Raw genomic sequence first — 23,430 nt, 5'->3', positions numbered from 1 at the left:
CCTCATGACGGTGTTTACTGAATATCATGTAAATGGAGTGTGACATTGCAAGCGGTCAAAAAGGGCCGTTACGCGCCAATCAATACGGGTTGGCCAGATTCATGGCTCACCAGTATTTCTACTTGTAAGCCAAACAGACGTTGCATATTGCTTTTTGTGACTACTTCTTTGGGTGTTCCATAAGCCAATTGTTCGCTACACATCATCGCAAGTAGTGAGTCAGCGTACCGAGTCGCTAAATTTATATCGTGTGAAACCATAATGACGGCTACGCCTCGATTTGAAAACGTTTTAATGGCGCTCATTAGATGGTGCTGGTGCCCTAAATCTAGGGCAGAGGTTGGTTCGTCCAAAATTAAAAGCCGTTGTTGGTTTTGATCGTCGGGCTCCCAAATTTGGCAGAACACGCGCGCCAGCTGCACGCGTTGTTTTTCGCCCCCTGAGAGCTCAGTATAGCGACGATTAGACAGGTAGCTGATGTCCATCATGCTCAGCGCGTCTCTGATGATTTCGATATCTCTCTGCTTTCCCGTTGAGTGTGGGATTCGCCCTAATTCGACCACCTCCTCTACGGTGAACGGAAAATTCAAGGCGCTTTGTTGTGGAAGCACAGAGAGTTGCTTGGCGCGGAGTTTTGGAAGATGCGAAATTGTTGGCATGTCTATTGTTCCTTTGTACTTTAGACTGCCTTCGATGGCTTTAATCAATGATGATTTTCCGGCACCGTTAGGTCCGATGATGGCCAGTATTTCTCCTCTTTCTATTGAAAAAGAACAATTACTAACGAGGTTGTGGGACCCGTTGCTCGGAACTGGAACAGTTAGGTCTTTAACAATTAGCACAGGTTTCATTGTATTTTCTAGCTCGGCATGTAGTCGTTGCGATGGCGTAACAAGGAAATAAAGAATGGCGCACCAAATAATGCAGTTACCAATCCTACCGGAAGCTCTATGGGGCTAAACACGGTGCGAGCGAGTGTGTCAGCTACTAATAAAAGAATGGCGCCACCAATTGCTGAAAGAGGAAGCAAATGAACGTGATTTGGCCCAATGATTAATCGAATGATATGTGGCACCACCAATCCGACAAATGAGATGGTGCCTGCTAACGCGACCGAGACTCCCACTCCCAAAGCGACCAACAAAATTAGGTGAAGCTTAGTTTTTTGTACCGCTATTCCTAAATGCCTGGCTTCAGACTCGCCCAAAAGAAATGCGTTGAGAGCGACACTGTATCGAGGCAGCAATGTGAATATAATTAACCCGATCAACATGGCAAGAGACACGCGAGGTGTGCTCGCGCCGCTTAACCCTCCCATGCTCCATAAACTGATTCGGCGCAACGTCTCATTATCAGCAAAAAACTCAATAAGGCTGGTCAACCCTCCGGCTATGGCGGTAATGGCTATACCAGCCAACAGCATGGTTGCCACTGATGTGCCATTTTTATTCGTGGCAAGCGTGTAGACGCTAACAACGGCGATTGCACCCCCAATAAACGCACCTAGGGAGAGCAGCCACAATCCTCCAATACCGGTCACGGTTGCGATTGATGTTGCTCCGAAAATGGTGATAGCGGCACCAGCGGATGCTCCAGCGGTAACGCCAATGAGTGAAGGGTCAGCCAGTGGGTTTCGGAATAACCCTTGTGTGGTTGCCCCGCAAATTCCCAGTAGAGCGCCTACGGTTGCGGCTAAGAGGGCTCTGGGCAGGCGAATTTTATCTATGACTAACTGGTGAGTGCTGTTTGACGTTTCACTAATTAGTGCTTGAATGACCTCTAATATTGGTACTTTAATGGTTCCTAAGCTTAATGATAGGAGAGCGCTGACAGGCAGAGCCACTATCATCAGAATCGTTAAAAGCCTTTTTCGAGAATGTTCCTCGTTGGTAACGGGTTGAGCGTTTGGTGGTGAGTGCATTATAGGCCTATCACGAATTCTTCTATGAACTCTTTGCTCAAAGAATGTTCTAGGCTGTCAGCCAATCGATTAAGTTGTTGTTCTCTGATGGCGTCGAGATTAAGTGCATTCTGTTGATCTAATCCAGCCCAATTCAAAATGGCATTGCATGCATTGGGCTCATCAAAAAGGCCATGAAGATAGGTGCCTGCTACGGATCCATCTTGATTTACGCAGCCTTCCTTGCCGCCTGATTTATCAGTTGAGGTCAGTGTGAATAGTGCCTCAGATTGATCGTGAATTTGAGTGAGCCCGCAATGAATTTCGTAGCCCTTGACCGAGGCTGAATTGAATTTAGCATGATCAAAAACAGCCGAAACGTTTGTCAGCTGTTTGGCTGGGGCTAATTCGGTTTTACAGTTAAGTAAGCCAAACCCAACGGTTTGCGCAGAGATACCAGCATTCTCGATACCCAGTGGATCTCTGATGGATTCACCTAGCATTTGATAGCCGCCACAAATCCCCAAAACTTTCCCTCCATAGCGTAAATGTCTATTCAACGTTTCTTGCCAACCATTGTCAAAAAGAGCGTGTAAATCACTGATGACATTCTTTGAGCCAGGGATAACAATGAGGTCGGCTGATCGATCAATGGAGTCCACTGGTACAAATTTTAGGTTGACGTTTGGGTGCAATCTTAGAGCATCGAAGTCCGTGTGATTACTAATCCGGGGTAAAATAGGGACGACGACAGACAGTGCGTTCTCGCTGTGCGATTGCTCTATATTAATGGCGTCTTCGGCATCCAAAAATAGGTTATGTAAGTACGGCACAACCCCCAAAACCGGTTTGCCTGTTCGCTCTTCCAACCATTCTAGGCCTGGGTTAAGTAATGCTATATCTCCTCTGAATTTATTGATGATAAAACCCACAACGCGTCGCTGCTCAGTCTTTGAAAGTAGATCTAAGGTGCCAACAAGGTGTGCAAAAACGCCCCCTCGGTCAATGTCGGCGATAATTATTACTGGGCAATCTACTTCCTCAGCAAATCCCATGTTGGCTATATCACCGGCACGGAGGTTTATTTCGGCTGGGCTGCCAGCGCCCTCAACCACGACATGACTAAACTGAGTGGTCAGACGATCAAAAGACTCGATAACGGCGTTCATCGCGACTTGTTTATAATCGTGATAATCCTGGGCTTGCATATCACTGATCGCTTTACCGTGAATGATCACCTGAGAGCCAGTATCACTTGATGGTTTTAGTAAAACCGGATTGAAATCAGTCCGTGCTGGCACACCGGCCGCAATGGCTTGTAGCGCCTGAGCTCGGCCGATCTCGCCACCATCAGTCGTAACAGCACTATTTAGGGCCATATTTTGAGGTTTAAATGGCGCCACATTCAACCCTTTATTGCGCAGGAGTCGGCAAAGGCCCGCTACCATGACCGTCTTTCCAGCATCTGACGTACAGCCCTGTATCATCAGAGTCTTATTTGATGAGAAGCGTTTTAGTGACGGTTTTTCCATGTCTTTCATCGCATATTAGTTTTTTGCGCCTTCGTTGATCGGGATCGAGTTAGTCATTGTAAACGTACGAGTTAGTAGTCGACGCCTTTCCTCGCTTTTAAGCCATCGCGGTAACCGTGACGAATATCCTTCACGTCCGATACGGTATCCATGATGCTTCTTAGTTTACTGCCGCCTCCACGGCCGGTGACAACGACGCTTTGTTCGCTAGGACGATTTTCAATAGCATTGACGACGGTGTCTTTATCCAAATATTTATAGCCGAGCATATACGTTAGTTCATCAAGTATAACGAGGTCGTAGGACGGATCCTTGAGCATGGCTTCGGCTAGGCCCCATGTCTTTTCAGCGGCCGCAGTGTCGGTATCCATGTCTTGAGTATTCCAAGTAAACCCGGTTCCCATTTGATAAAGGTCTACGCTAGGGCAGTGCGCTTTAATGAAGTCGGCTTCGCCGCAGTCTTGAGCGCCCTTAATGAATTGGATAATGCCGACTTTTTGTTTATAACCTAGTGCTCTCATCACCATCCCAAATGCCGAACTGGTCTTTCCCTTGCCATTTCCGGTCATTAGGATTGAGACGCCACGTTCTATTTTTGCCGCGGCAATACTGGAATCGACTTTCTGCTTGTGTTTCTCCATTTTGGCCTTGTGAGCCTTCTGCTTTGCTGAAAGTTGTTCAGAATCGGTCATGGTTCGGAGCCTATGGTTAAATGATTTGTTGACTATAATAGTAATTTACCCTGAACCCTAAAACAGCATCATTTGAGGGTATTAGAAGCATTGTTTCCGGTATTGACAACACACGAGGGCGAGTTAAGACAAAAAGAGCCCCAATCAAGCGTATCGCTACTAGACTAGGGCTCTTGTTAAACTGGCTTAGTCGTTAGAAAGCATAACGAACAGACAGCTTTGCCTGCCTACCTTCGGTATTAAAACGCTCAGTAGAGGTTGCCAAGTTAAGCGTATAATCTTTATCGAACACATTATCAATGTTTGCCAGAACACTTAGTTTGTCACTAAATTTATATGAGGCGCTAATATCGAATAGGCCATACCCCGCGACTTTTGTGCCGCCGCGATCGACCCTGCCTGTTTCCGATCGAACATCAAATGCCATCGTAAGGTTGCCAAAGCTTCTATTAGCATTAATGCTCAAAGACCGTTCTGGTCTATCGTCAAGCTGGTCACCAGATTGTTTATCCTGAGCGTCTAAAACGTCTGCTTGTAAGCCAATCTGCCAGTCAAGTAGTTTGGTATTGATTTCCGCTTCAATGCCCTTGAGTTGCGCCTCGCCGACGTTGGCAGCTAAAAACGTATCTGGGTCAAAACTGAACAGGTTCTCTACGTCAGTTTGATACGCTGACAGCCTCCAGTTCGTGTGGCCATAGTTTCCTAACAAGCTCATTTCAAGGTTTTTGGATTCTTCAGGCAATATATCTGGGTTACCAAAGAATGGGAAATACAAAAAATTGAACGAAGGCGCCACAAACGCTGTGCCGTAGCTGACCGTCACACGGAGAGAATCGCTATACTTGTAACCCATTGCTAGGCTGCCGTTCGTTTCGCTTCCGTAAGCGGAGTTGTCGTCGCTGCGAACACTTGCCACAAAATCGACCTTCTCAGAGCCAGTTTGAAGTTGTGCAAAAATTGCCTTGTTATCTCTATTGGTCGTTGGAAAATCATTCGTTGAGGTAATGTCTTCTTCGTAGTAATCCAAGCCACTGGTCAACGTCGCTGAGTCGGATAATTTGAATTCTAGTTCCGTGCTTAGACTGTCTCTATTGGTTTCAAAGGTAGACGGAAATGACGACGTAGTTTCGGCTTTATCTTCATTCATTCCGACAGTAGTCGACCACGTTAAAGAGTCACTGAACGAGTGAGTTACGTTTAAAGCGGTACTCAAGGTTTCATTGTCAGTTAAATTCCCTTCGCCGTTGCCAAACAGGTTGTCAAACTCTACTGTACTTTGGGTCGCTAATACATTGAGCAGCGCCGTGGTGTTTTCGCCGAAGGATAATTTTCCGCCTAAGCTGAACGCTGTTTCTTCAAATGCGTCTTTATCTTGATTTCCTCCTGAGACGATGCTGGTTCGATCTATTCCGTCTGTTTCTTCGTGCTGCGCACTAACGTATAGGCTATTTCTTTCATCGCCTATACTGAGCCCTACGCCTGCTTCACTTAGGCCATCCGACCCAGCGGAAACTGAGATTGAACTGGCGTCTGCGCCGCCTTTTTTGGTAAACAGTTGGATGACGCCGCCAACGGCATCGGCACCATAGATGCCTGAAAATGGTCCTTTTAGTACTTCGATTCGTTCAATTGCCTCAATCGGGTAAGCATTAAGAGCGGCGGCTCCTAACGTTGCGCTTCCAACGCGTACGCCGTCGATCAACACAATGGTTTGTGATGATGATACTCCGCGAATAAACACGCCAGTTGCTGAACCACGGCCACCGGAGTCAGAGACACTGATGCCTGCAATTCGTTCTAACAGTGCTGGAATACTCTTAACCTGCGCTGCTTCTATATCAACTTCAGTGAAAACGTGAGTTGTTGTCAAGATGTCCTTTAGCGATTGCTCACCTTTGGCAGAGACAACGATTTCGTCAATGTCATTGTTTGGGGATTGAGCGATTGCCCACGGAGTACTGAGCGCGCATGCCACGGCGATACTGGATCTAAATATGTTTTTCATTTCTCTTCACCTTATTAAAGGAAATTCAATAACTTACAAATTTAATGTAAGTAATTAATTTAAGGTGATAAAGCGAGGATTCAAAGGAAAGCTATGTATCAGACTTCGACAGTAAAAACGCCACGATAACATGCGTGCCCTTGGATGGTAGCCCTCCGCTCCATCAACGGTCTAGAACAAACTCTTAAACGAGTTAATAGGCCGGTTCCGGGCTTAACAAATAGTGACACTTCACTATTGATTACCGTTGCGGGGGCAGCGTTGGAGTCTAACCAACTTCCCAGTTTAACCGCTCGATCATGAAATGAAAGGCAGACCTAAGTTCTGCGCGAATTATAGGATTAACGGCACTAATGTCAACGAGGATTGACTAATAGTTCGAGGGATCTTCAGGAGAAGCAGGTAAATGCGTGAGCTATTTTGCAAAAAAAAGCTCCCTGCAATGCAGGGAGCTTGGTCCACGTTTAAAAAGAATGTATGAATCTACACTAAGCCGCCTGATCGGGCTTGCTGGTGTGTGCGATGACTTTAGCATCCAGCCCGTTGATTGAAATCTTTTTAGGCTTCATTGCTTCTGGAACCTCTTTAACTAGAGAGACCGTGAGAAGGCCGTTTGCCAGCTCTGCATTCACTACTTCAATATGGTCGGCAAGATTGAACTTTCTTTCAAATGATCGATTAGCAATCCCTTGATGTAGAAAGTTTCTTGGCTCATCTGAGCTTTCTCTTTTACCATTGACCGTCAGCACGCCGTTCTCGACTTGAATGTCTAATTCACTTTCTTTGAATCCTGCAAGGGCTAGGGTAATGGCGTATTTATTTTCAGCTACCACTTCAATATTGTATGGTGGGTAGCCGGTGGATGTTTTTTCTGTTTGAAAAGCGGCGTCGAGTAAAGACCCAAATCGGTCATAACCTACACTGCTACGGTAAAGCGGGGTTAAATCTATTCTGTTCATTTTCAGTTCTCCTGTTTACGCCATTTAAGGCCGTAAAGTTTAAAGTTTGCTAACGTCACTACCTCATCAAGAGCCTAGTGCCGTAGCTTGTTTTATCGGCCCCGAAGGCGCCGACAGTAATTAATTGGAGACGGTCTTTTATTTTTCAAGGTTTTTTTTAAGGCTTGGCGTAATTGCGTCGCCCTAATGATTGTGTTGTGTGGTATTCATCAAGGCCGCTGACTGCGCAGGTGTTGGCGGAAATAAGATTTATTTTACCATCGGGATGCACGTAGTCAGGTGGGCATATTAGCTCTACAATTTCACCCACGATTAGGACAGTGTTATTAAGTTCTATAGGGACTGTGCTTTTCAATGCTACGCCGTATTTGATTTCACATTGTGCGACGTAAGGTGCTCCTAGGGATGTGTACTGTTCTGTTAGTCCAGTTCTCTCGAACTCTGAAATCCCTTTAGCGTATCTTGCTGAGGTTTGGTGAGCTTGATCAACTATGTTGGCTGATACTTGATTGATCGTATATGTGCCTGTGTCGAGAATATTTTCGAAAGTATGTCGTTCGACACTAGGGGGGCGAGCTATCAACCCAACTAATGCCGGGTCAGCACCTAAATGCACAACGGAACTGAATAATGCCAAATTTGTTATCCCTTTGGCTGATTGCGTGCCGATCAAATTGGCCGATTTAAAGCCCGATATAGAGTTTATGAGGTTGGTGCGGTAGCGATGTTTCATCGCTTTTATGTCAGAAGAGTCGACAATCGCGTCTAAGTTTGAGCCTGTGGTCACTTTTGCTTCACTTTTGATGTGAGAATGTTGGTTCGCTGACACTAACCTGTACTGCGAGAAAATTATATGAAAAGGGCGCTTTTAATCGGATCGAATGGAACAATTGGAGAGGCGTTATCAAAAACGTTACACGCGAACTATGAGGTGCATCTCGTTAGCCGTGACACAACCGATTACTCTGATGCGTCTTTGAGCAGACTAAATTCATCATTAAAGAAGGCTGGCGATTTCTCTGTGATTATCTGTTGTGTAGGAAGTTTGCACGATAGGTTCTTGAATCCAGAAAAGCGCTTATCAGACCTTTCTGAAGAAATGCTCATGGAGTACTTTAGAGTCAATACGGTAATCCCTTCTCTTTGTTTGAAGCATTTCTCATCACTTTTGGATAGAACTCAAAATGCTAAGTTCGTTGTGCTCAGTGCGATGGTTGGGAGTATTGCCGAGAACTCGTTGGGAGGGTGGTATGGATACCGAAGTTCTAAAGCAGCGTTAAATATGATGATTAAAACCGCATCAATTGAAGTTAATCGAACCAATAAGAACGCAGCTGTGATTGCCATTCATCCAGGAACCACGATAGGGCGGCTTTCGAAGCCTTTTGCTGCTGGAATAGACAGAGATAAATATTACACACCAGAAGTGACGGCTCATCGTATTGTTAATGTTGTCGAGTCTTTGTCTTCAAAGGATAGCGGACTATTTTTCAACTGGGATGGGCGGAAAATAGCATGGTAGTTAGGGTTCTTTTTATGTTCTGAATCGTGCTATATTCGCGCCCATGCAAGCACCAGCCCAACTACAAGCAACCATTGAGTTGCTTGACGAGATAGATCAATTCCGATACCCAGCAGATCGAACCATGGCGGCCTATTTTAAGCAACGCCGGTATATTGGATCTAAGGATAAGGCGGTTATATCAGAGTATTTTTATACAATTTTACGGAATAAGCTTAGTTTTTCTTATCTTCTGGAAGAAGTTGGGTTGACGGTAAATAGTCGGCGTCTGGCGGCTCTGCTATTGAGGTCACTAAATCGCCCCGTCAGCGACTTTTTCACTGGTGAAGGGCATGCGCCGGTCTCTCTTTCCATCTCTGACGCTGAATCGATAGAGTCCATTGATATGGCGTCTTTATCCAATGCGCCTCTTAATGTCAGGCTTAATGTGCCGAGCTGGATTTCTGCTAAATTACAAATGACCTTAAAAGAGTCGTTTGAAGCCGAAATGATGGCGACCAACCAGCAAGCAACCACTGATATTCGAGTCAACACGCTCAAAAGTAGTCGTAAACAAGTTAGTCATTTTTTTAAAAAGAATAATTTGGATGCCGAAAACACGACGCTATCGCCGTGGGGTATGAGGTTTAATCGCCGTGTTGCGCTTTTTGGTACAGACGCCTTTAAGCAGGGCTGGTTTGATATTCAAGATGAAGGCTCGCAGTTATTGGCCTTGATTAGTGGTGTCAGTGCGGGGCAAAAAGTCGTGGATTTTTGTGCTGGAGCCGGTGGTAAAACGTTAGCACTGGCGGCCATGATGGCAAATAAAGGTACGATCTATGCTTGTGACGTTCATTCAAAACGATTGGAGCAGCTTACTCTTAGGGCGAAACGAGCTGGTGTTCATAATATCCGAACTCATATTCTGAGTTCTGAGCATGATAAATGGGTTAAAAAGCACAAAGGGCTGGCCGACGTTGTCTTACTGGATGCTCCGTGCTCAGGAACAGGCACTTGGCGGCGGAGTCCTGACAGTCGTTGGAATTTGTCCGAAGAGGACCTTAGTAACTTAGTATCGCTGCAGGCGTCGATCCTAGAAAGCGCAAAACGTTTAGTAAAGCCTGGTGGAACTTTATTGTACGCGACCTGTTCTTTATTGGCCGAAGAGAATGAAGAGCAAATAGATCGTTTTTTGACTGATAATAGCGAGTTTCAAGGTAAATCAGGCCACTTCGCTGATTTTTTGTCCTGGCAGGGAAAGGTGGCTATAGACGATTATCAGCTTAGAACGTATCCGGCCTTAACGGGCACTGATGGATTTTACGTTGCGGCTTTAAGCAGAACTCCCGAGGAAAATTGTTAATTAATCCAAACAGGCCCACATTTTAACAATGGACCTGTTTACTAAGAGTTGCCTTAAGCCGCTAATGCAACCAAGACTTGTCGCTTACGATCACCCGTGAAAGGACGGCGGCCATGCATCGCCATTTTATTGTCGATTAATGCCACATCGCCGTCTTGCCATTCTACATCGAAGGTAAACTCTTTAGATAGATCAACAACCAGCTCTAGACCGGACACCGGTATATGCGTACCGTCACCATAAGTAATGGCGCTCGCTGGATTTTCTTTCACACCTTTCCAGCCCAAATAGGCAGCTACCAGTTGATTATAGAAAACTTGAACTCCGTTCTTGAGAGTCCTCACCGCGGGTAACACGGGAGTGATGGCCTTTAAGCTTCCATCGGGCATCCACTTCCAGGTGTAGCCCAACTCACCAAGTTTCGACTCTGCTTGTTCTACGCTGTCGACACTTAATGTGCTCTTCCAGCTTCTGCCTTGCCCGGATTCGTGATTGTCTTGCGCTGGCATGTGCGTAGTGTACTTCAACCCTTTATCTAAAAAATCTTTGGCCAATGAAGCGTCGGCCAATTTGAGCGCTGAATATAGTTGGTCTGATCGACAAATGGGTGTTGCGCCACCTTGATCTGCCGAAGTTTTACAAAAGAAAAATAGTTTATCTGGCGAAATCGGAGTTTGCGCCATTTCATGATGCAAATAAATTTCAACGTCTTTCGGAGCTTCATTGGCAGTAAATACGCGTTCCGTGAAATTGATTCGCACGGCGTTCGACAGCGATTCTTGATAGGTGAAGCTTGGGTAACCAAAGGCTTCCGAGAATGCATCAAAGGTCTCCGCATCGTGCAGAGGAAATCCCCTAAAGAGGATTGCGCCAGCGTTTTCAAGCTGCGTTTCCAGTTCTACCAAGTGTTCCTTAACCCAGTCAATTGCCTCGGATAGAGATGTGCTTGAGTTCGTGGGAGTAACCACTAACGGAAACACACTATCATCAAATTTTAATTGCTTTTCTACTGATTCAAACAAAATTGTTGTTGTCACTTGACGTGCCTCCAGTGTTATTAGTCGTAAATGGGGTTAAATCGGTTAAAGGCGGCTTCGCAAAAGTCTCCAGGATCGTTAAAGCGACGATTACGATTCAACGCGCTTATCTGGCTCATTTCTTCGGCGTTCAATTCGAAGTCGAATAGTGATGCGTTTTCAATCATGCGGCTTTCCTTGCTTGTTTTTGGAATGATCGCCGTTCCTCGTTGAATGCCCCACCTCAATACCACTTGTGCTGGCGTTCGATTAAGTCTCTTTGCTGCGTTTACTACCGAGGGTTGTTCCAAAACTGATTCTTCTTTTGCAGCCATATCTAGCTCAAGATAAGACAGTGCGCCTAACGGTGAAAAGGCGGTGACTGATATGTCATTCAGCTGGCAAAGTCGTATCAATTTCTCCTGCGTCAGGTAGGGGTGTGATTCAATTTGGAGCATGCTTGGTTTAATTCGTGCATAGCTCAAAAGATCGCCTATAAGGGCTGTATTGTAATTGCAGACGCCAATTCGGTGAGATAATCCAGCATCGTGTTGTTGCTCCATTGCTTCCCACGTCAGATGCAGAGGGACCTTTGCTAATTCCATTTTTGGTTCTATTGCATCAGGGTCGAGAAACCAACCTGCAGGGTAACGGTCTTCGAAAGCCACATAAGGCTGTGCAATGGGAAAATGGATCAAGTACAGATCGAGATAATCAAGTTGTAGATCGTCCAGCGTTTTCTTGAGAGCGGGCCCAACATGCTCAGGCGCATGATAAGTATTCCAGAGTTTAGACGTTATCCATAAGTCCTCCCGGGTGCACAAGCCATCATTGATAGCTCGTTTAATACCTTCACCTACCTGAACCTCGTTGCCGTAGTCGCTGGCGCTATCTAAGTGGCGGTAGCCTAGTTTTATTGCGTTATAAACGGCATCGGCACATTGATCTTCTGGTATTTTCCATAAACCAAACCCAACCGGAGGGATGCTATTATGAGTAGTCTTAGTCATTTTTTTAGTTTCAGCTTATGCTCGTAGCTTTGAAGGTTAATGCCATATACTACTGGCGTTGGTTTGTATTTTAGGTAATGTGGTATCTCAAGAGCGTTTAATTTGTTCAATTTAGTCGTTGTATGCATCGACTAATTCTTCGCGCTTTAGTGTTTTTTTCTGGGAATTTGAGCCGCATTTTTTATAAATTGTTTTCATTACTTGTAAATTATTATATCTTATATAAGACTTAACTCAAGTGTTGAAGACAACTGTTTGACAAATAGCGCCATTTGATGACGCACAAAAAGGGGTTTTTGATGACACTAACGACCAAGTATCAACCGCTGTATCAGCAAGTTTACGACGAGATAGTGAAACGGTTGGGGGAAGGTTTTTGGAAAGCTGGCGATTCACTTCCGAGCGAGTTCGCATTGGCCGAAGAGTTGGGTGTAAGCCAAGGCACCGTAAGAAAGGCTTTGAACCAGTTGGTTGCTGAAAATATTTTGCGACGTCGACAAGGCAAGGGCACTTATGTGGCCGAGCATAGTAACGAGAGTTCTCTTTATCGTTTTTTTAGATACAGGGAAAAAGGCGGGAAGGGCGTCATTCCTGAAACCAAAATTATATCAGTACTTAGACGTGAGCCGAGTGAACTTGAATCAAGCAAACTGTCACTTGACTGTGGGTCTGATGTGGTTGAAATGGTTCGACTTAGATCAATACAAGATAAACCAGCCATATTCGAGAAAGTGATTCAGCCTCTTTCAGTTTTCCCAGGAATTGATAGAGAGTCCGAATACCCTAATTCTCTGTATGCGTTGTATCAAGAGAAGTACGGCATCTCGATTGTGGAGGTGCGTGACGAGCTCCATGCCGTCAAATTAGAAGAAGAAGTAGCAAAACAACTTAATCTGCCAGTAGGTAGTGCGGCCCTAATGACTCAACGCAGTAGCATCAATATCGATGGACGTGTTGTGGAATGGAGTCAGGCTTATTGCAGCACCGAGAATTTTGTTTACTCCGTAACATTAAAGTAAAAAGGCCACATGTTTTTGAGGCCTTTACGTACAACACAGACTTATATGACCTCAAAAGCCCCGGCACACGCGTTGCCAGAAACGCCTGATTGGAACTCTATTGTTGCTGAAGATATAGTTGAAGATCCAGAACTTATTAATTCTACTACTGCGAGAATCAGAACGGGTTCTGGTACTTTTTACCTTCAAGTCTCATCCCACGGTGTACGGATGTTTAGCCATAAACAACGGGATTATGATTATGGTTTGTTGGTGGCTGACTTTGATCTTTTAGATCTTAATCTGGATATTGAGTCTGAAAAATTTACCATTAGCAGTGACTTGTACCGTATCCACGTAGGGTCAAAACCACTGACGCTAACGGTGGAGCAAGTTACAACCGGCGATACATTGTTGAAAACGGCGTCTGATGGACATTTCGTACGCACGCACAGAGTTCCTCCATTGGCAAAGACGCAAGATGGGTGGATGTTGAGTTTGAGCTTAAGTTCAAATGAACCCGTCTATGGCCTCGGTGAAAAGTGGGGAGCTCTGAATAAACGCGGCCAGTTAATCAGGTCTTATAATAGTGATGCGCTGGGAGTGAACGCCGAACTATCTTATAAAAACATACCGTTTTGCTGGAGTCCCGAAGGATGGGGAATGTTTGTTCACACCCCTGCGGTTGTGACGCATTCAGTGGGGCATCCCAGTTGGTCTCAACGGTCCTATTGTTGCCTGATTGAAGATGAGATATTTGATGTATTTCTATTATTAAAACCTAAGTCTATTACTGAGAATGTAGGTGCCGAGATGATCTCAGCATTAACTCAGTTGACGGGGCGAGCGCCACTTCCTCCAGCGTGGAGTGGCGGAGTTATTTTGTCCAAAGCATACTATCAAGATCCCGATGAATTACTCAAAGTGGCCCGAGAAGTTCGATCAAAAAACATGCCTTGCGACACCATAACGATTGATGGTCGTGCTTGGCAGGATACTGATACACGCTTTGCGTTTGAATGGGATGATTCCAGATGGCCAGATCCTAAGAAGGTCATGGATGAGCTAAAACAATTAAATTTTAAGGTGTGTATTTGGGAATACCCCTTAATTTCGGTGAACCATTCTTGGTTCTCAGAATTTGCCGAAAAAGGGTGGTTAATCAAGGACATTAGAACCGATCAAGCTTACTTGTATGACTGGGATCAACAAGCCTTTGGAGAGGTTTTAACCACCTTACCGCAATCGGGTATTGTTGATTTTACGCACCCAGACGCTTATGCGTTTTGGCGAGATGCTCACAAAGACTTATTTGATATCGGCATTGACATGATCAAGGCTGATTTTGGAGAGCAGTTAGAAGACGACAATATGATTGCAAGCAATGGTGAAAGGGGGTTGGCCCTGCACAATGTCTATGCGCATTTGTATAACCGCTGTGTTTACGAAGCGGCGGAGCTTTACAGCAAGTCCGGCCCATTTCTCTTTAGCCGCTCCTCATGGATCGGTTGCCAACGGTTTAACAGCCAGTGGGGCGGGGATCCGCAAGCCGATTGGGAAGGCATGATGGGGAACGTCAGAGGAGGGCTGTCATGGGGACTTTCCGGAGCACCATTTTACGCAACCGATATTGGCGGGTTTTACAAAGATACCCGAGACGATGCGCTTTACGTTCGTTGGGCCCAAGCTGCTGTTTTTTCCGCCCATTTTAGATTGCACGGAATTGGAGCCAGAGAGCCTTGGTCATATTCCTCAGAAGCCGAAAGTGCTGTCTTTGGTGCATTGGAGCTGCGATATCGTCTTCAAACGTACCTTCAGAAGACCATGATAGAAGCAACGGTTACCGGTATGCCCGTTCAACGCCCGATGGTCATCGCCTTTCCTGATGAAAAGCAAGCTTGGGGATTTGAAAATCAATTCATGTTCGGAGCAGACATACTGGTAGCGCCGTGTTTTAACCCTTCAGGGCAGGTTGAGTACTATCTCCCCAAAGGACGGTGGTCGCGCTTAGATTTAGCTAGCTCTGAGCCGGAAGTTTTGTTGGGTTCTCAGGTTTATACCGAGGTGTTGGAGTTAGACGGAATGGCGGTATTTGTGCGCGAAGGGGTCAGCTTGCCGATCAATAAGGCTGTATTGAGTACCGACGAATTGTCTCATGGAAGCGACGGTGAGCTTCTTCACGACTCAGTATGGCTAGCGTAATAGACTCGAAATAGACGAACATAAAAATAATAAGACTGGAGATCATTTATGCAATCAAGTGACTTGCTATTTACCTTTGTAACCTGCGTGTTTTTCATGGCCTTAGTTGGCTGGATTTCATATCAAAAGACAAAGGGAAGCGTTGATGATAAAGATGGTTACTTTTTGGCGGGCAGGGGATTAACTGGGACGTTTATCGCAGGTTCCATGCTATTGACCAATTTGTCGGCTGAGCAGTTAATCGGGCTTAATGGGTCAGCTTATGGGTTCAATATGAGCGCAATGGCTTGGGAAGTGACGGCAGGGGTCGCCACAATAGTCATGGCTCTACTGTTTTTGCCTCGTTATCTTTCAGGCGCTTTTACAACGTTGCCGGGCTTTTTAAAAGATAGATTTGATGACGATGTGAGGCGGATGACGGTCATTCTTTTCATGCTTGGCTACGGGCTTGTCACCATCCCGTCAGTTCTTTACTCAGGGTCGCTTGCTGTTCTTAAGCTGTTCGATGTGCCTACGCTATTGAACTTGAGCAAAGAAGCTTCGATCATCGTAACGGTACTAATCGTTGGCAGTGTCGGAGCCGTCTACGCTGTTTTTGGTGGGCTTAAAGCCGTTGTTGTGTCAGATACCATTAACGGTATTGGGTTGTTAATAATAGGGATATTGGTACCCACCCTGGGCCTGATGCTGCTTGGTGATGGTAGCTTTTTGGCTGGGTTAACACAAATTGCCACCACCGAGACGCAAAAACTTAATGCTATCGGGGCGCCCACGGACCCAGTTCCATTTGGTACTATTTTTACAGGAATGATACTGGCCAATCTATTTTACTGGGGTACCAATCAGTATGTGATACAACGAACTTTGGGCGCAGCAAGTCTAGCCGAAGGGCAAAAAGGCGTCTTACTTTCAGGATATTTCAAGTTGCTGGTCCCATTTATGATGATGCTCCCAGGTGTGATCGCATTTCATCTTTATGGTTCGGCAGGCGGACAGCTTCCCACCATTGACTTGGCCTACCCGCAACTAGTGAAAGATGTTCTTCCAGTCTACCTGTCAGGGTTCTTTTTGGCCGTGTTGCTTGGAGCTGTTTTTAGCTCCTTCAACTCACTGTTAAACAGTGCGGCGACGTTGTTCGTGCTCGATGTTTATCAACCCCTGGTTAAATCTAAGCTCAAAGATGAGCAATTGATAAAGGTGGCAAAAGTAGCCAGCGTTGTCATCGCCTTGTTTTCATTCATAGTGGCTCCCTTGCTACAGTACGCGCCCGATGGTCTTTGGCAAATTATTCGAATGTTCACTGGTTTTTATAACATTCCCGTTATATCCATCGTGCTAGTGGGTCTTTTCACCACGAGAGTTCCAGCTCTCGGCGCTAAGGTCGCAATCATCTTTCACGTGATCGTTTATGGAATATACGTCGTTTTGAAGCTTAAATTTAATGTTGATATTGGCATCCATTTTATTCATTTGTACGCGATTTTGTTTGCCATCGAGGTCGGAATCATGTGGTTTTTTAGTATTAAAACTCCTCGTCAAAGTAGGGAGTACTTCACACCCAGCCCTAAAGTTGATCTGACGCCATGGAGGTATTCATGGGCCGCGAGTGGAACCCTGTTTGCGTGCATAGTCGCTTTGTATGTTTTGTTTTCCCCAATCGGCTTAGTAGGCGGTCTTGATGCGGCGTTTTGGATTGCTCTCGTTCTTATAGCGATTGCTAATATCGGCTTCTGTCGATGGTCTGTTAGGCACTTTGATCAAAAAATAGCGTAATAAAACCCTATTTCTACATGAAACACGTTGCACACAATTTAGTCTTATATAAGATATGTCTTGTAAAAGAGTGTCGCGATCAGCTAGACTGTTGTCTTGGATGAATTTTGTGATTATTTGATGAGATTCATCCAAATAGTTTCTGATCAACAAAGTAGATCGATACCTACTAGCAATAACCAGAATATATTATTAAAAGAGGAGTAGATATATGAAAACGAATGCACTTACTGGTGTTCGGAATTTTGCCCTAACCGCTGTCGCGGCAGCGATTGTTTCCCCAATCACGCACGCTCAAGAGGGTGATGTGATTGAAGGTGGTTTTCTCGATGAGATTATTGTTACCGCGCAAAAGCGTGAACAAAGCGTTCAGGATGTGCCGATAGCGGTGTCGGTTCTGGATAGCGATAAGATTGAAAACGCACACGCAGTTGGCTTTGAAAGCCTACAGCAATTAGTGCCTTCGGTGTCTTTCCGAAAAGGGAATACCAACAGAAATTCAGCCGTTGTAGTTCGTGGAATAGGAACCATTTCCTTTAGTACTGCAGCGGAACCAAGTGTGTCGACTGTTGTCGATGGCGTGGTATTAGGACGCTCTGGCCAAGCCTTCACAGATCTTTACGATCTTGAACGTTTAGAAGTATTGCGGGGCCCTCAAGGAACCCTGTTTGGTAAAAACGCGTCCGCTGGCGTGGTAAATTTAACGACTAAGCGTCCGTCTGAGGAATTTGAGGGCTCAATCGATGTGTCTGCTTTCGAAGATGATGAATTTCGTATCAAGGGTCGCGTTTCTGGGCCACTAAGCGACAATGCAAGAGCAAGCTTAACGGTCTTTGATGGTAGTTTTGACGGCTATATTAAAAACGAGTTCAATGGAGATACAATCCAAGGGTATGACCGTCAAGGCGTGAGAGGAATGCTTGAATGGGATGCCAGTGAAAATGTTGAATTTTTGTTCATAGCAGAGGACTACAGTGCTGATGATGACTGTTGTGCCGATTTGAGCTTGCTGCCTAATGGTCGTGATTTGAACTCTCCGGCTAACCCTAACAGTCTAGGCGTTGTTAACGGCGTAGCCGACCTTGACCTTGATCAACGATCAGTTGATCATGATCTGACCACACGAACTATCGATGATTCCACGTCTCTTTCAATGCAAGTTGAAGCGGGCGTAGGCGAATACACATTAACGTCGATTACCGCGTATCGTGAATGGGATAACACTGAGGTCCGAGAAGGTGATTTTACCTCAACGGCGGGTGACTTTGGGCGTCCAGTCGATTTCAGTTCTACATTTTTTCAACTTCATGATATTGGTGAGCAAAGTTGGGAGCAATTGTCTCAAGAGGTTCGTTTAGCGTCACCAACGGGCAATGCCTTGACTTGGCAGGCGGGACTTTTCTACTGGAACTTGAAATCTGATCGTCGATTCAGACGTGACGCAAGCTGCCAAGTACACCCGAATAATGACCCAATATTGGCTGCCAACCCAGGCTTGACCTGTTTAGATTCGGATATTGTCGCGGCAACGGCTAACTTTGATACTGAATTCAAAAACTTTTCTGTTTTTGGTGAAGGTTCATACGCAGTTACTGAAAACGTAGACGTGATCTTTGGCCTGCGATACACCGATGACGAGGTGTCTTTTAACCACCGCAGAATCAACGATGACCCATTCGGTCGTCGTGGTGTAGGCGTTAGAGGCGCTGGTAATAATAGCGATTTTACTGGTGTTACTGATGAAACTGACACATCAGGAAAATTGGGTGTTACTTGGGCTATTGGCGATTCTGGTTTGTTTTATGGAACCGTATCTCAAGGCTATAAAGGGCCGGCTTTCAATGTTTTCTACAATCAAGCTTTGGCGAATACTTTGCCTATCAGTTCTGAGTCGTCTGAACAGATCGAACTTGGTTATAAGCTAACTACGGGTAATTTATTCGCCAACTTCGCTATCTTTAGTACTGATATTGAAGACTTGCAGGCTAACAATATCGACACCAGTTTGGGTACCGCTACAACCACGTTAACTAACGCTGGTGATATCTCAACAGAGGGCATTGAAGTCGACTTTGTGTGGCAGCCCACTGAAAACTTCCAGTTGTCTGGTGGGTTCGCATCGATAACTGCTGAGATTGATCGTTTTAATTGCCCAGTTGGCGTGCCAAGCACTGCTTGTACCGATCGTAGCGGCTTAGATGTGCCATTTTCGCCTGACTTGAAATACAGCCTAAATGCCAATTACATTATGCCGTTTTCGAGTTTCGATATGATCCTAGACGCCTCGTTTGTTCACGTGGATGAGCAAGTAGCTGGGTTGCCTGCAAATGATGGTTCCGTCGCGCCACAAGCAATCTTGCCGGAGTATGACATTCTGAATGCTAGTTTGGCATTCTCATTCAATGACGATAAATACAGACTGTCGTTGATTGGTAAAAATTTGGGTGACGAAAGTTATGTAACTACGTTCAGTGGTGATGGCTTCAGATACCAAATTCCGCGTGACGCACAGAGATATTTCGGCATCTCATTTCGCGCAAACTTCTAAATCTCCTCGATTTATTGAGTTAGCCGCCCAAGAGATTGGGCGGCTTTTTTTAATTCCAAACGTGCTCCTATCACTGGAAGCACTGTCCAAATTATTTCTACTCGCAGCAATGGTTAATATATTCTCGAAAGGCAACTTTACTCGTAACATGATCGTAATGGCATCTCTCTATTTGACAGGGCAGGCTGCTGTTTATGGTGGTGTGGATGTGATTTCTCTGGAAACTGAATTTGATATAGAAGGTTCCGTTTATTACGAAGTCTCAGTCAAATGCTCAGATGTTGAAGAGTTGCAAAACTTGAGAAAGGAAGCCACTTCAAGAGCAAAATGGTGCTCACAAGATGAACAAAAATTTTGTTCAAAGAAGAAAGTTGCGGCGGCCAGAGCCGTTTGTAGACGGCTGGGGTCTGGCGCCTCTAGCGAGCCGAAAACAAGCATTGTTAAAGATCAGGAGAATAGTCGGAGTTCTGACGTAGCGACACAGCGAGACCGTCTTCTCAAAGAGCAAATGTTGATTGAAGCTCAACGAATTGAAATAGAGAATAAACGCCTTCAGTTGGTGGAGCGAGAACTATCGCTAAAGAGAGCTAAAAATACACTCTAAGGCGTCCTAAGGATAATTGTCTTGGCGCAATTCAGGGAGTCGAACACGATCGATCAATCTAAATATCGATAAGTTTCATGCGATTTATAGGCTTGATCGCTAAGCAACCTAATTTTTACAAATCAGTGCCAGCATAAGGGATGTTTTGTTTACTCAGTTGTAGACAAACAGAGTAAATTCACCCAAACGGGTGAAGCAGAGTAGAGTGCCCACTGATAGATTCTAATTAGATTTATTATTAGTAAAAACCATGGCATTACTTCGTTTAAAAAAAGAAATCGATCGAATTCTCTCAAAAACATACCATGTCGATGGAAAGCTAAATCAACTCATTCAGGCAGCAGAGATTCAAAGAGTGATTGATAAGTTTGAGGACTGTGTATCGATTTAGTAGCAGTCGGTACCGATAGGTCGCGATATAAAGCACCAGGTAAACTTGGGTTGTTTAGTTGATCGTCGCTTGTTGCTTGCGTCGCCTGTTGAGGCCAATCTCGGTTTCGTAACTCTCGTTTGAACCGATTGATTACTACTCGCTCGAGTCAAGCTTAATCGGTGCTGCTAGGCGACACAACAAAAGGCATGTCGGCGTGTAGACGACCGAAGAGTTTTGCATTCAAAAGATCATTAAATTATGGCGGAGAGAGGGGGATTCGAACCCCCGATACGCTATAAACGTATACACACTTTCCAGGCGTGCGCATTCGACCACTCTGCCACCTCTCCGAAACTTGCTGTGAGAAAGCTTCCTAAGCTTCGCTCTTTGCTTTGGTACAAATCAGTGTTCTTAAGAATTCGAAAGTACCGTACACAATATCAAGTACGTCTTCGACACTAATTGTAACCAACGGCGCGGAGGATAAACCAGAATGAGTCTGTATTCAATTGCTTATTGCAGTGAATATTTGTAATCGTTATTCTCTCTTGATGGGCTTCATACAAATCATCAAGAAACTGGTCAAGTTATTAACGATTTTTCTGCGTTTTTCCGTCAAGAATATAGAGCTAGTATTAATTTCTGGGCTGATTGTTTTTACCGCTATTCAATACTACCTGAGGCCTCAAAACCAGTCTCTAGATCAGGTCGTGGCGAATGGCACCTTGAGAGTTTTGATCGCTGATGAACCGGATTCATTGTATGTCTTTAACAGGGAAAACTACGGGTTCGAGTATGAGTTGTTAGCGCGGTACGCTGACATGTTGGGCGTTGAACTCAAGTTAGATGTTGTGCCGTACGCGGAACTGTTTACTCTTTTGGAGGGTGGTTTTGGTGACTTAGCTGTCGGAGGCATCATCGACTCGAAATACGTAAGGAGAGTAACGCAGCCCACCATAGCCTGGTATAAAGCGAAAGCCACGATTCTTTACAAGCGTGGCACCAAGGCACCACGCACGCTCAGCGATTTTGAAAACGTAAAAATACTTGCTTCTTCCCGCTATTATCAAATAGATCAATTTACTGACCTTGAAATCGAAGACGATTATAGATCCGAATATCAGTTGCTCAGTGCAGTTGATCAAGGTACAGCAAGATTTGTGCTGAGTACCGATTACCGAGCCAAAAACGCTAAGTATTATTTACCAAATTTAAACAGAAGTTTTATATTGCCCGAAAAGCTTGACGTTGTTTGGGCTCTGCCAAAACGGCATGATAGAAAACTATTGGATAGCTTAAACGCATTTCTAGGAAACGCGTCGTCAGATGGTACGACGGCAAGGCTAGCAAAAAGACACTTTGGGGTGCCTCCGCGGCTGTCGATTTACGACACATTGGCGCTACACCGTAGAATTGAAACAATACTGCCGTCTTTCGAATATAAATTCCGTACCGCCGCTAGGCGTGGGAATTTAGATTGGCAACTGTTGGCTGCGCTTGCTTATCAAGAGTCGCACTGGTCAAACGAGGCCCGTTCGCCAACCGGCGTCCGAGGGATAATGCAGATGACCACTCAAACTGCACAGTTTTTGGGGGTAGAAGACAGGCTTAATATGGATGAAAGTATTGATGCCGCTGCGATTTACCTAAAACGACTTAAAAAGCGTCTTCCTAAATTGATAGAAGAGCCTGAGCGCACTTGGTTTGCCGTAGGTGCGTATAACATTGGCTATAAGCATATCTTGGCTGCCTATAAAAAAGCGCGCGATCAAGGGCTCGATCGGTCCAAATGGAATACCATCAGTAAATTACTCCCAACACTGTATGGAACTCCATTTGATAAAGGAGTTCAGGCAAAAAATTACGTTGACCGTATCCAAAAATTCACAGACATCATACGGTTTTACGACTTGCATCAACGGTCTGAAGCTGAGCTCCATCGTTCACTGACTTTACTTGAACCTCGAGACACGCTTTAGATACTAGTCGAATCAACGTCAACTTTGGCTAACGCTTGCGCCTAAGCACCCGTATAATCACACCCGTTAATCACCCTTATTACTAATTAAATGTCAGTACCAGAAACTTTTTTCCATGTGGGTTATGCGCGTGCCGCATCGACCTTTTTGCAAAAGACTGTATTTCCAGCATTGATGGGTATCCAGTACATTCCACGTAATAATTTTCGCGTACGGGAAAGCGAAAAGAAGAGGTTTAAGGATTCTAAAGTTCTCATGAGTAGGGAAGCAGGGGAATATATTTTTGACCGCTGTGAGAAGGTGCATGAGATTTTTGACAGTACAATAATTATATCCCTTCGTCGTCATGATGCACTGGCCGCATCCACATACCGCTTGAACGTTAAGAATGGCCATACCTATCGATTTCCTGAGTTTCTGGACATTAAGAACAATCAGGGTGTGCGAAAGTTAGAAGATTTTACGTACATGCGCTTAATCGAATACGTTGAAAAGATCACTGGAAAACGACCGCTAGTGCTAATTTTTGAAGATTATAAAAATGATCCCGATTTCTACCTTGATACGCTTTGTGCTGGGTTGACCTGTGAAATAGATCGGTCGAAAATCAGTCAAAAGGCGGTACACAAGTCGTATACGGATAAGCAACTTAGACTCAGAAGGCAATTCTCGCAAAAATTCCTAGACCCAAGCCTAGACAAAGAAAATCTAGTCAATACCTCTATACAAGATTATCGATTGCTTAAGTCCATCAAAGAGAGAGTGTTGATTAGGGTGTCAGGTCTCTTTATGCGGCTTGCTCGGTTCGCCCCTCAGTCTTGGCTTGATTCTGAACCTCTCATATTTCAAGAAGATTTAGAATCAATTAGAGATTATTTTGCTGATGACTGGCGAGCATGTATTGCCTACGTTGATGAACAAAGTGAAAGGCTCGGCGTGATACGCAATGTGGCTAAGCAAAGGTAGATACGTTGA

The 23,430-nt window shown here is 45.0% G+C and carries 18 protein-coding genes, 1 tRNA gene and 1 riboswitch; of the genes, 9 read left to right on the top strand and 10 right to left on the bottom strand.

What is annotated here, in order from left to right; genetic code table 11:
- Window positions 1–68: 68 nt before the first annotated feature.
- The 7 genes from ABWW54_RS07290 to ABWW54_RS07260 all read right to left on the bottom strand — a co-directional run bounded on the left by ABWW54_RS07290 (window position 69) and on the right by ABWW54_RS07260 (window position 7,821).
- On the bottom strand, window positions 69–851 hold the full coding sequence (locus ABWW54_RS07290; RefSeq protein ID WP_353411555.1) for a heme ABC transporter ATP-binding protein: 783 nt from the start codon (window positions 849–851) through the stop codon (window positions 69–71).
- A gap of 8 nt (window positions 852–859) precedes the next feature.
- Complete coding sequence (locus ABWW54_RS07285; RefSeq protein ID WP_353411554.1) at window positions 860–1,921, bottom strand: FecCD family ABC transporter permease; 1,062 nt, start codon at window positions 1,919–1,921, stop codon at window positions 860–862.
- Complete coding sequence (locus tag ABWW54_RS07280; protein WP_353411552.1) at window positions 1,921–3,432, bottom strand: cobyric acid synthase; 1,512 nt, start codon at window positions 3,430–3,432, stop codon at window positions 1,921–1,923. Before ABWW54_RS07280 ends, ABWW54_RS07285 begins: the two co-directional genes overlap by 1 nt.
- Before the next feature lie 71 nt (window positions 3,433–3,503).
- On the bottom strand, window positions 3,504–4,124 hold the full coding sequence (gene cobO / locus ABWW54_RS07275; RefSeq protein WP_353411551.1) for a cob(I)yrinic acid a,c-diamide adenosyltransferase: 621 nt from the start codon (window positions 4,122–4,124) through the stop codon (window positions 3,504–3,506).
- Window positions 4,125–4,317: 193 nt separating this feature from the next.
- Window positions 4,318–6,129 (bottom strand): TonB-dependent receptor domain-containing protein, encoded by a 1,812-nt coding sequence (locus ABWW54_RS07270; RefSeq protein ID WP_353411550.1) that lies wholly within the window; start codon window positions 6,127–6,129, stop codon window positions 4,318–4,320.
- A gap of 182 nt (window positions 6,130–6,311) precedes the next feature.
- Window positions 6,312–6,465, bottom strand: a riboswitch (cobalamin riboswitch).
- Between the two features lie 152 nt (window positions 6,466–6,617).
- Complete coding sequence (locus ABWW54_RS07265) at window positions 6,618–7,088, bottom strand: Hsp20 family protein (protein WP_353411549.1); 471 nt, start codon at window positions 7,086–7,088, stop codon at window positions 6,618–6,620.
- 157 nt (window positions 7,089–7,245) lie between these two features.
- Window positions 7,246–7,821, bottom strand: coding sequence for a flavin reductase family protein (locus ABWW54_RS07260; RefSeq protein WP_502907779.1), 576 nt, complete (start codon window positions 7,819–7,821; stop codon window positions 7,246–7,248).
- A gap of 120 nt (window positions 7,822–7,941) precedes the next feature.
- Here ABWW54_RS07260 and ABWW54_RS07255 point away from each other — a divergent pair, with 120 nt between their 5' ends.
- Window positions 7,942–8,610, top strand: coding sequence for an SDR family NAD(P)-dependent oxidoreductase (locus ABWW54_RS07255; protein ID WP_353411548.1), 669 nt, complete (start codon window positions 7,942–7,944; stop codon window positions 8,608–8,610).
- Window positions 8,611–8,653: 43 nt separating this feature from the next.
- Entirely contained in the window at window positions 8,654–9,952 is a 1,299-nt protein-coding gene (locus tag ABWW54_RS07250) for an RsmB/NOP family class I SAM-dependent RNA methyltransferase (protein WP_353411547.1), read from the top strand.
- A gap of 53 nt (window positions 9,953–10,005) precedes the next feature.
- On the opposite strand, the gene ABWW54_RS07245 is transcribed toward ABWW54_RS07250, so the two are convergent.
- Together ABWW54_RS07245 and ABWW54_RS07240 are read right to left on the bottom strand one after the other, a co-directional pair.
- Window positions 10,006–10,989, bottom strand: a complete 984-nt coding sequence (locus ABWW54_RS07245; protein WP_353411546.1) for a TauD/TfdA family dioxygenase — start codon at window positions 10,987–10,989, stop codon at window positions 10,006–10,008.
- A 20-nt stretch (window positions 10,990–11,009) separates the two neighbouring features.
- On the bottom strand, window positions 11,010–11,978 hold the full coding sequence (locus tag ABWW54_RS07240; RefSeq protein WP_353411544.1) for an aldo/keto reductase: 969 nt from the start codon (window positions 11,976–11,978) through the stop codon (window positions 11,010–11,012).
- 299 nt (window positions 11,979–12,277) lie between these two features.
- Here ABWW54_RS07240 and ABWW54_RS07235 point away from each other — a divergent pair, with 299 nt between their 5' ends.
- The 5 genes from ABWW54_RS07235 to ABWW54_RS07215 all read left to right on the top strand — a co-directional run bounded on the left by ABWW54_RS07235 (window position 12,278) and on the right by ABWW54_RS07215 (window position 20,103).
- Window positions 12,278–12,997 (top strand): GntR family transcriptional regulator, encoded by a 720-nt coding sequence (locus ABWW54_RS07235; RefSeq protein WP_353411543.1) that lies wholly within the window; start codon window positions 12,278–12,280, stop codon window positions 12,995–12,997.
- Between the two features lie 45 nt (window positions 12,998–13,042).
- A complete protein-coding gene (locus ABWW54_RS07230; protein WP_353411541.1) occupies window positions 13,043–15,178 on the top strand; it encodes a glycoside hydrolase family 31 protein in 2,136 nt (711 codons plus the stop codon).
- Between the two features lie 48 nt (window positions 15,179–15,226).
- The gene (locus ABWW54_RS07225) at window positions 15,227–16,951 is read left to right on the top strand and encodes a solute:sodium symporter family transporter (protein WP_353411540.1); all 1,725 of its coding nucleotides are present in this window, start codon (window positions 15,227–15,229) and stop codon (window positions 16,949–16,951) included.
- A 211-nt stretch (window positions 16,952–17,162) separates the two neighbouring features.
- A complete protein-coding gene (locus ABWW54_RS07220; protein ID WP_353411538.1) occupies window positions 17,163–19,499 on the top strand; it encodes a TonB-dependent receptor in 2,337 nt (778 codons plus the stop codon).
- A complete protein-coding gene (locus ABWW54_RS07215) occupies window positions 19,429–20,103 on the top strand; it encodes a hypothetical protein (RefSeq protein ID WP_353411537.1) in 675 nt (224 codons plus the stop codon). Before ABWW54_RS07220 ends, ABWW54_RS07215 begins: the two co-directional genes overlap by 71 nt.
- Before the next feature lie 632 nt (window positions 20,104–20,735).
- Here ABWW54_RS07215 and ABWW54_RS07210 read toward each other — a convergent pair.
- Window positions 20,736–20,826, bottom strand: a tRNA-Ser gene (locus ABWW54_RS07210).
- 171 nt (window positions 20,827–20,997) lie between these two features.
- Here ABWW54_RS07210 and ABWW54_RS07205 point away from each other — a divergent pair.
- Together ABWW54_RS07205 and ABWW54_RS07200 are read left to right on the top strand one after the other, a co-directional pair.
- The gene (locus tag ABWW54_RS07205) at window positions 20,998–22,455 is read left to right on the top strand and encodes a transglycosylase SLT domain-containing protein (RefSeq protein WP_353411536.1); all 1,458 of its coding nucleotides are present in this window, start codon (window positions 20,998–21,000) and stop codon (window positions 22,453–22,455) included.
- A 255-nt stretch (window positions 22,456–22,710) separates the two neighbouring features.
- Window positions 22,711–23,421, top strand: a complete 711-nt coding sequence (locus ABWW54_RS07200) for a hypothetical protein (protein WP_353411535.1) — start codon at window positions 22,711–22,713, stop codon at window positions 23,419–23,421.
- Window positions 23,422–23,430 lie beyond the last annotated feature (9 nt).

The sequence above is a fragment of the Arenicella sp. 4NH20-0111 genome, assembly GCF_040366405.1.
In the GTDB taxonomy this organism is placed as follows: domain Bacteria; phylum Pseudomonadota; class Gammaproteobacteria; order Arenicellales; family Arenicellaceae; genus Arenicella.
Note: the sequence above shows the minus strand (reverse complement) of the source record. Positions and strands in the feature narration are given on the sequence as shown.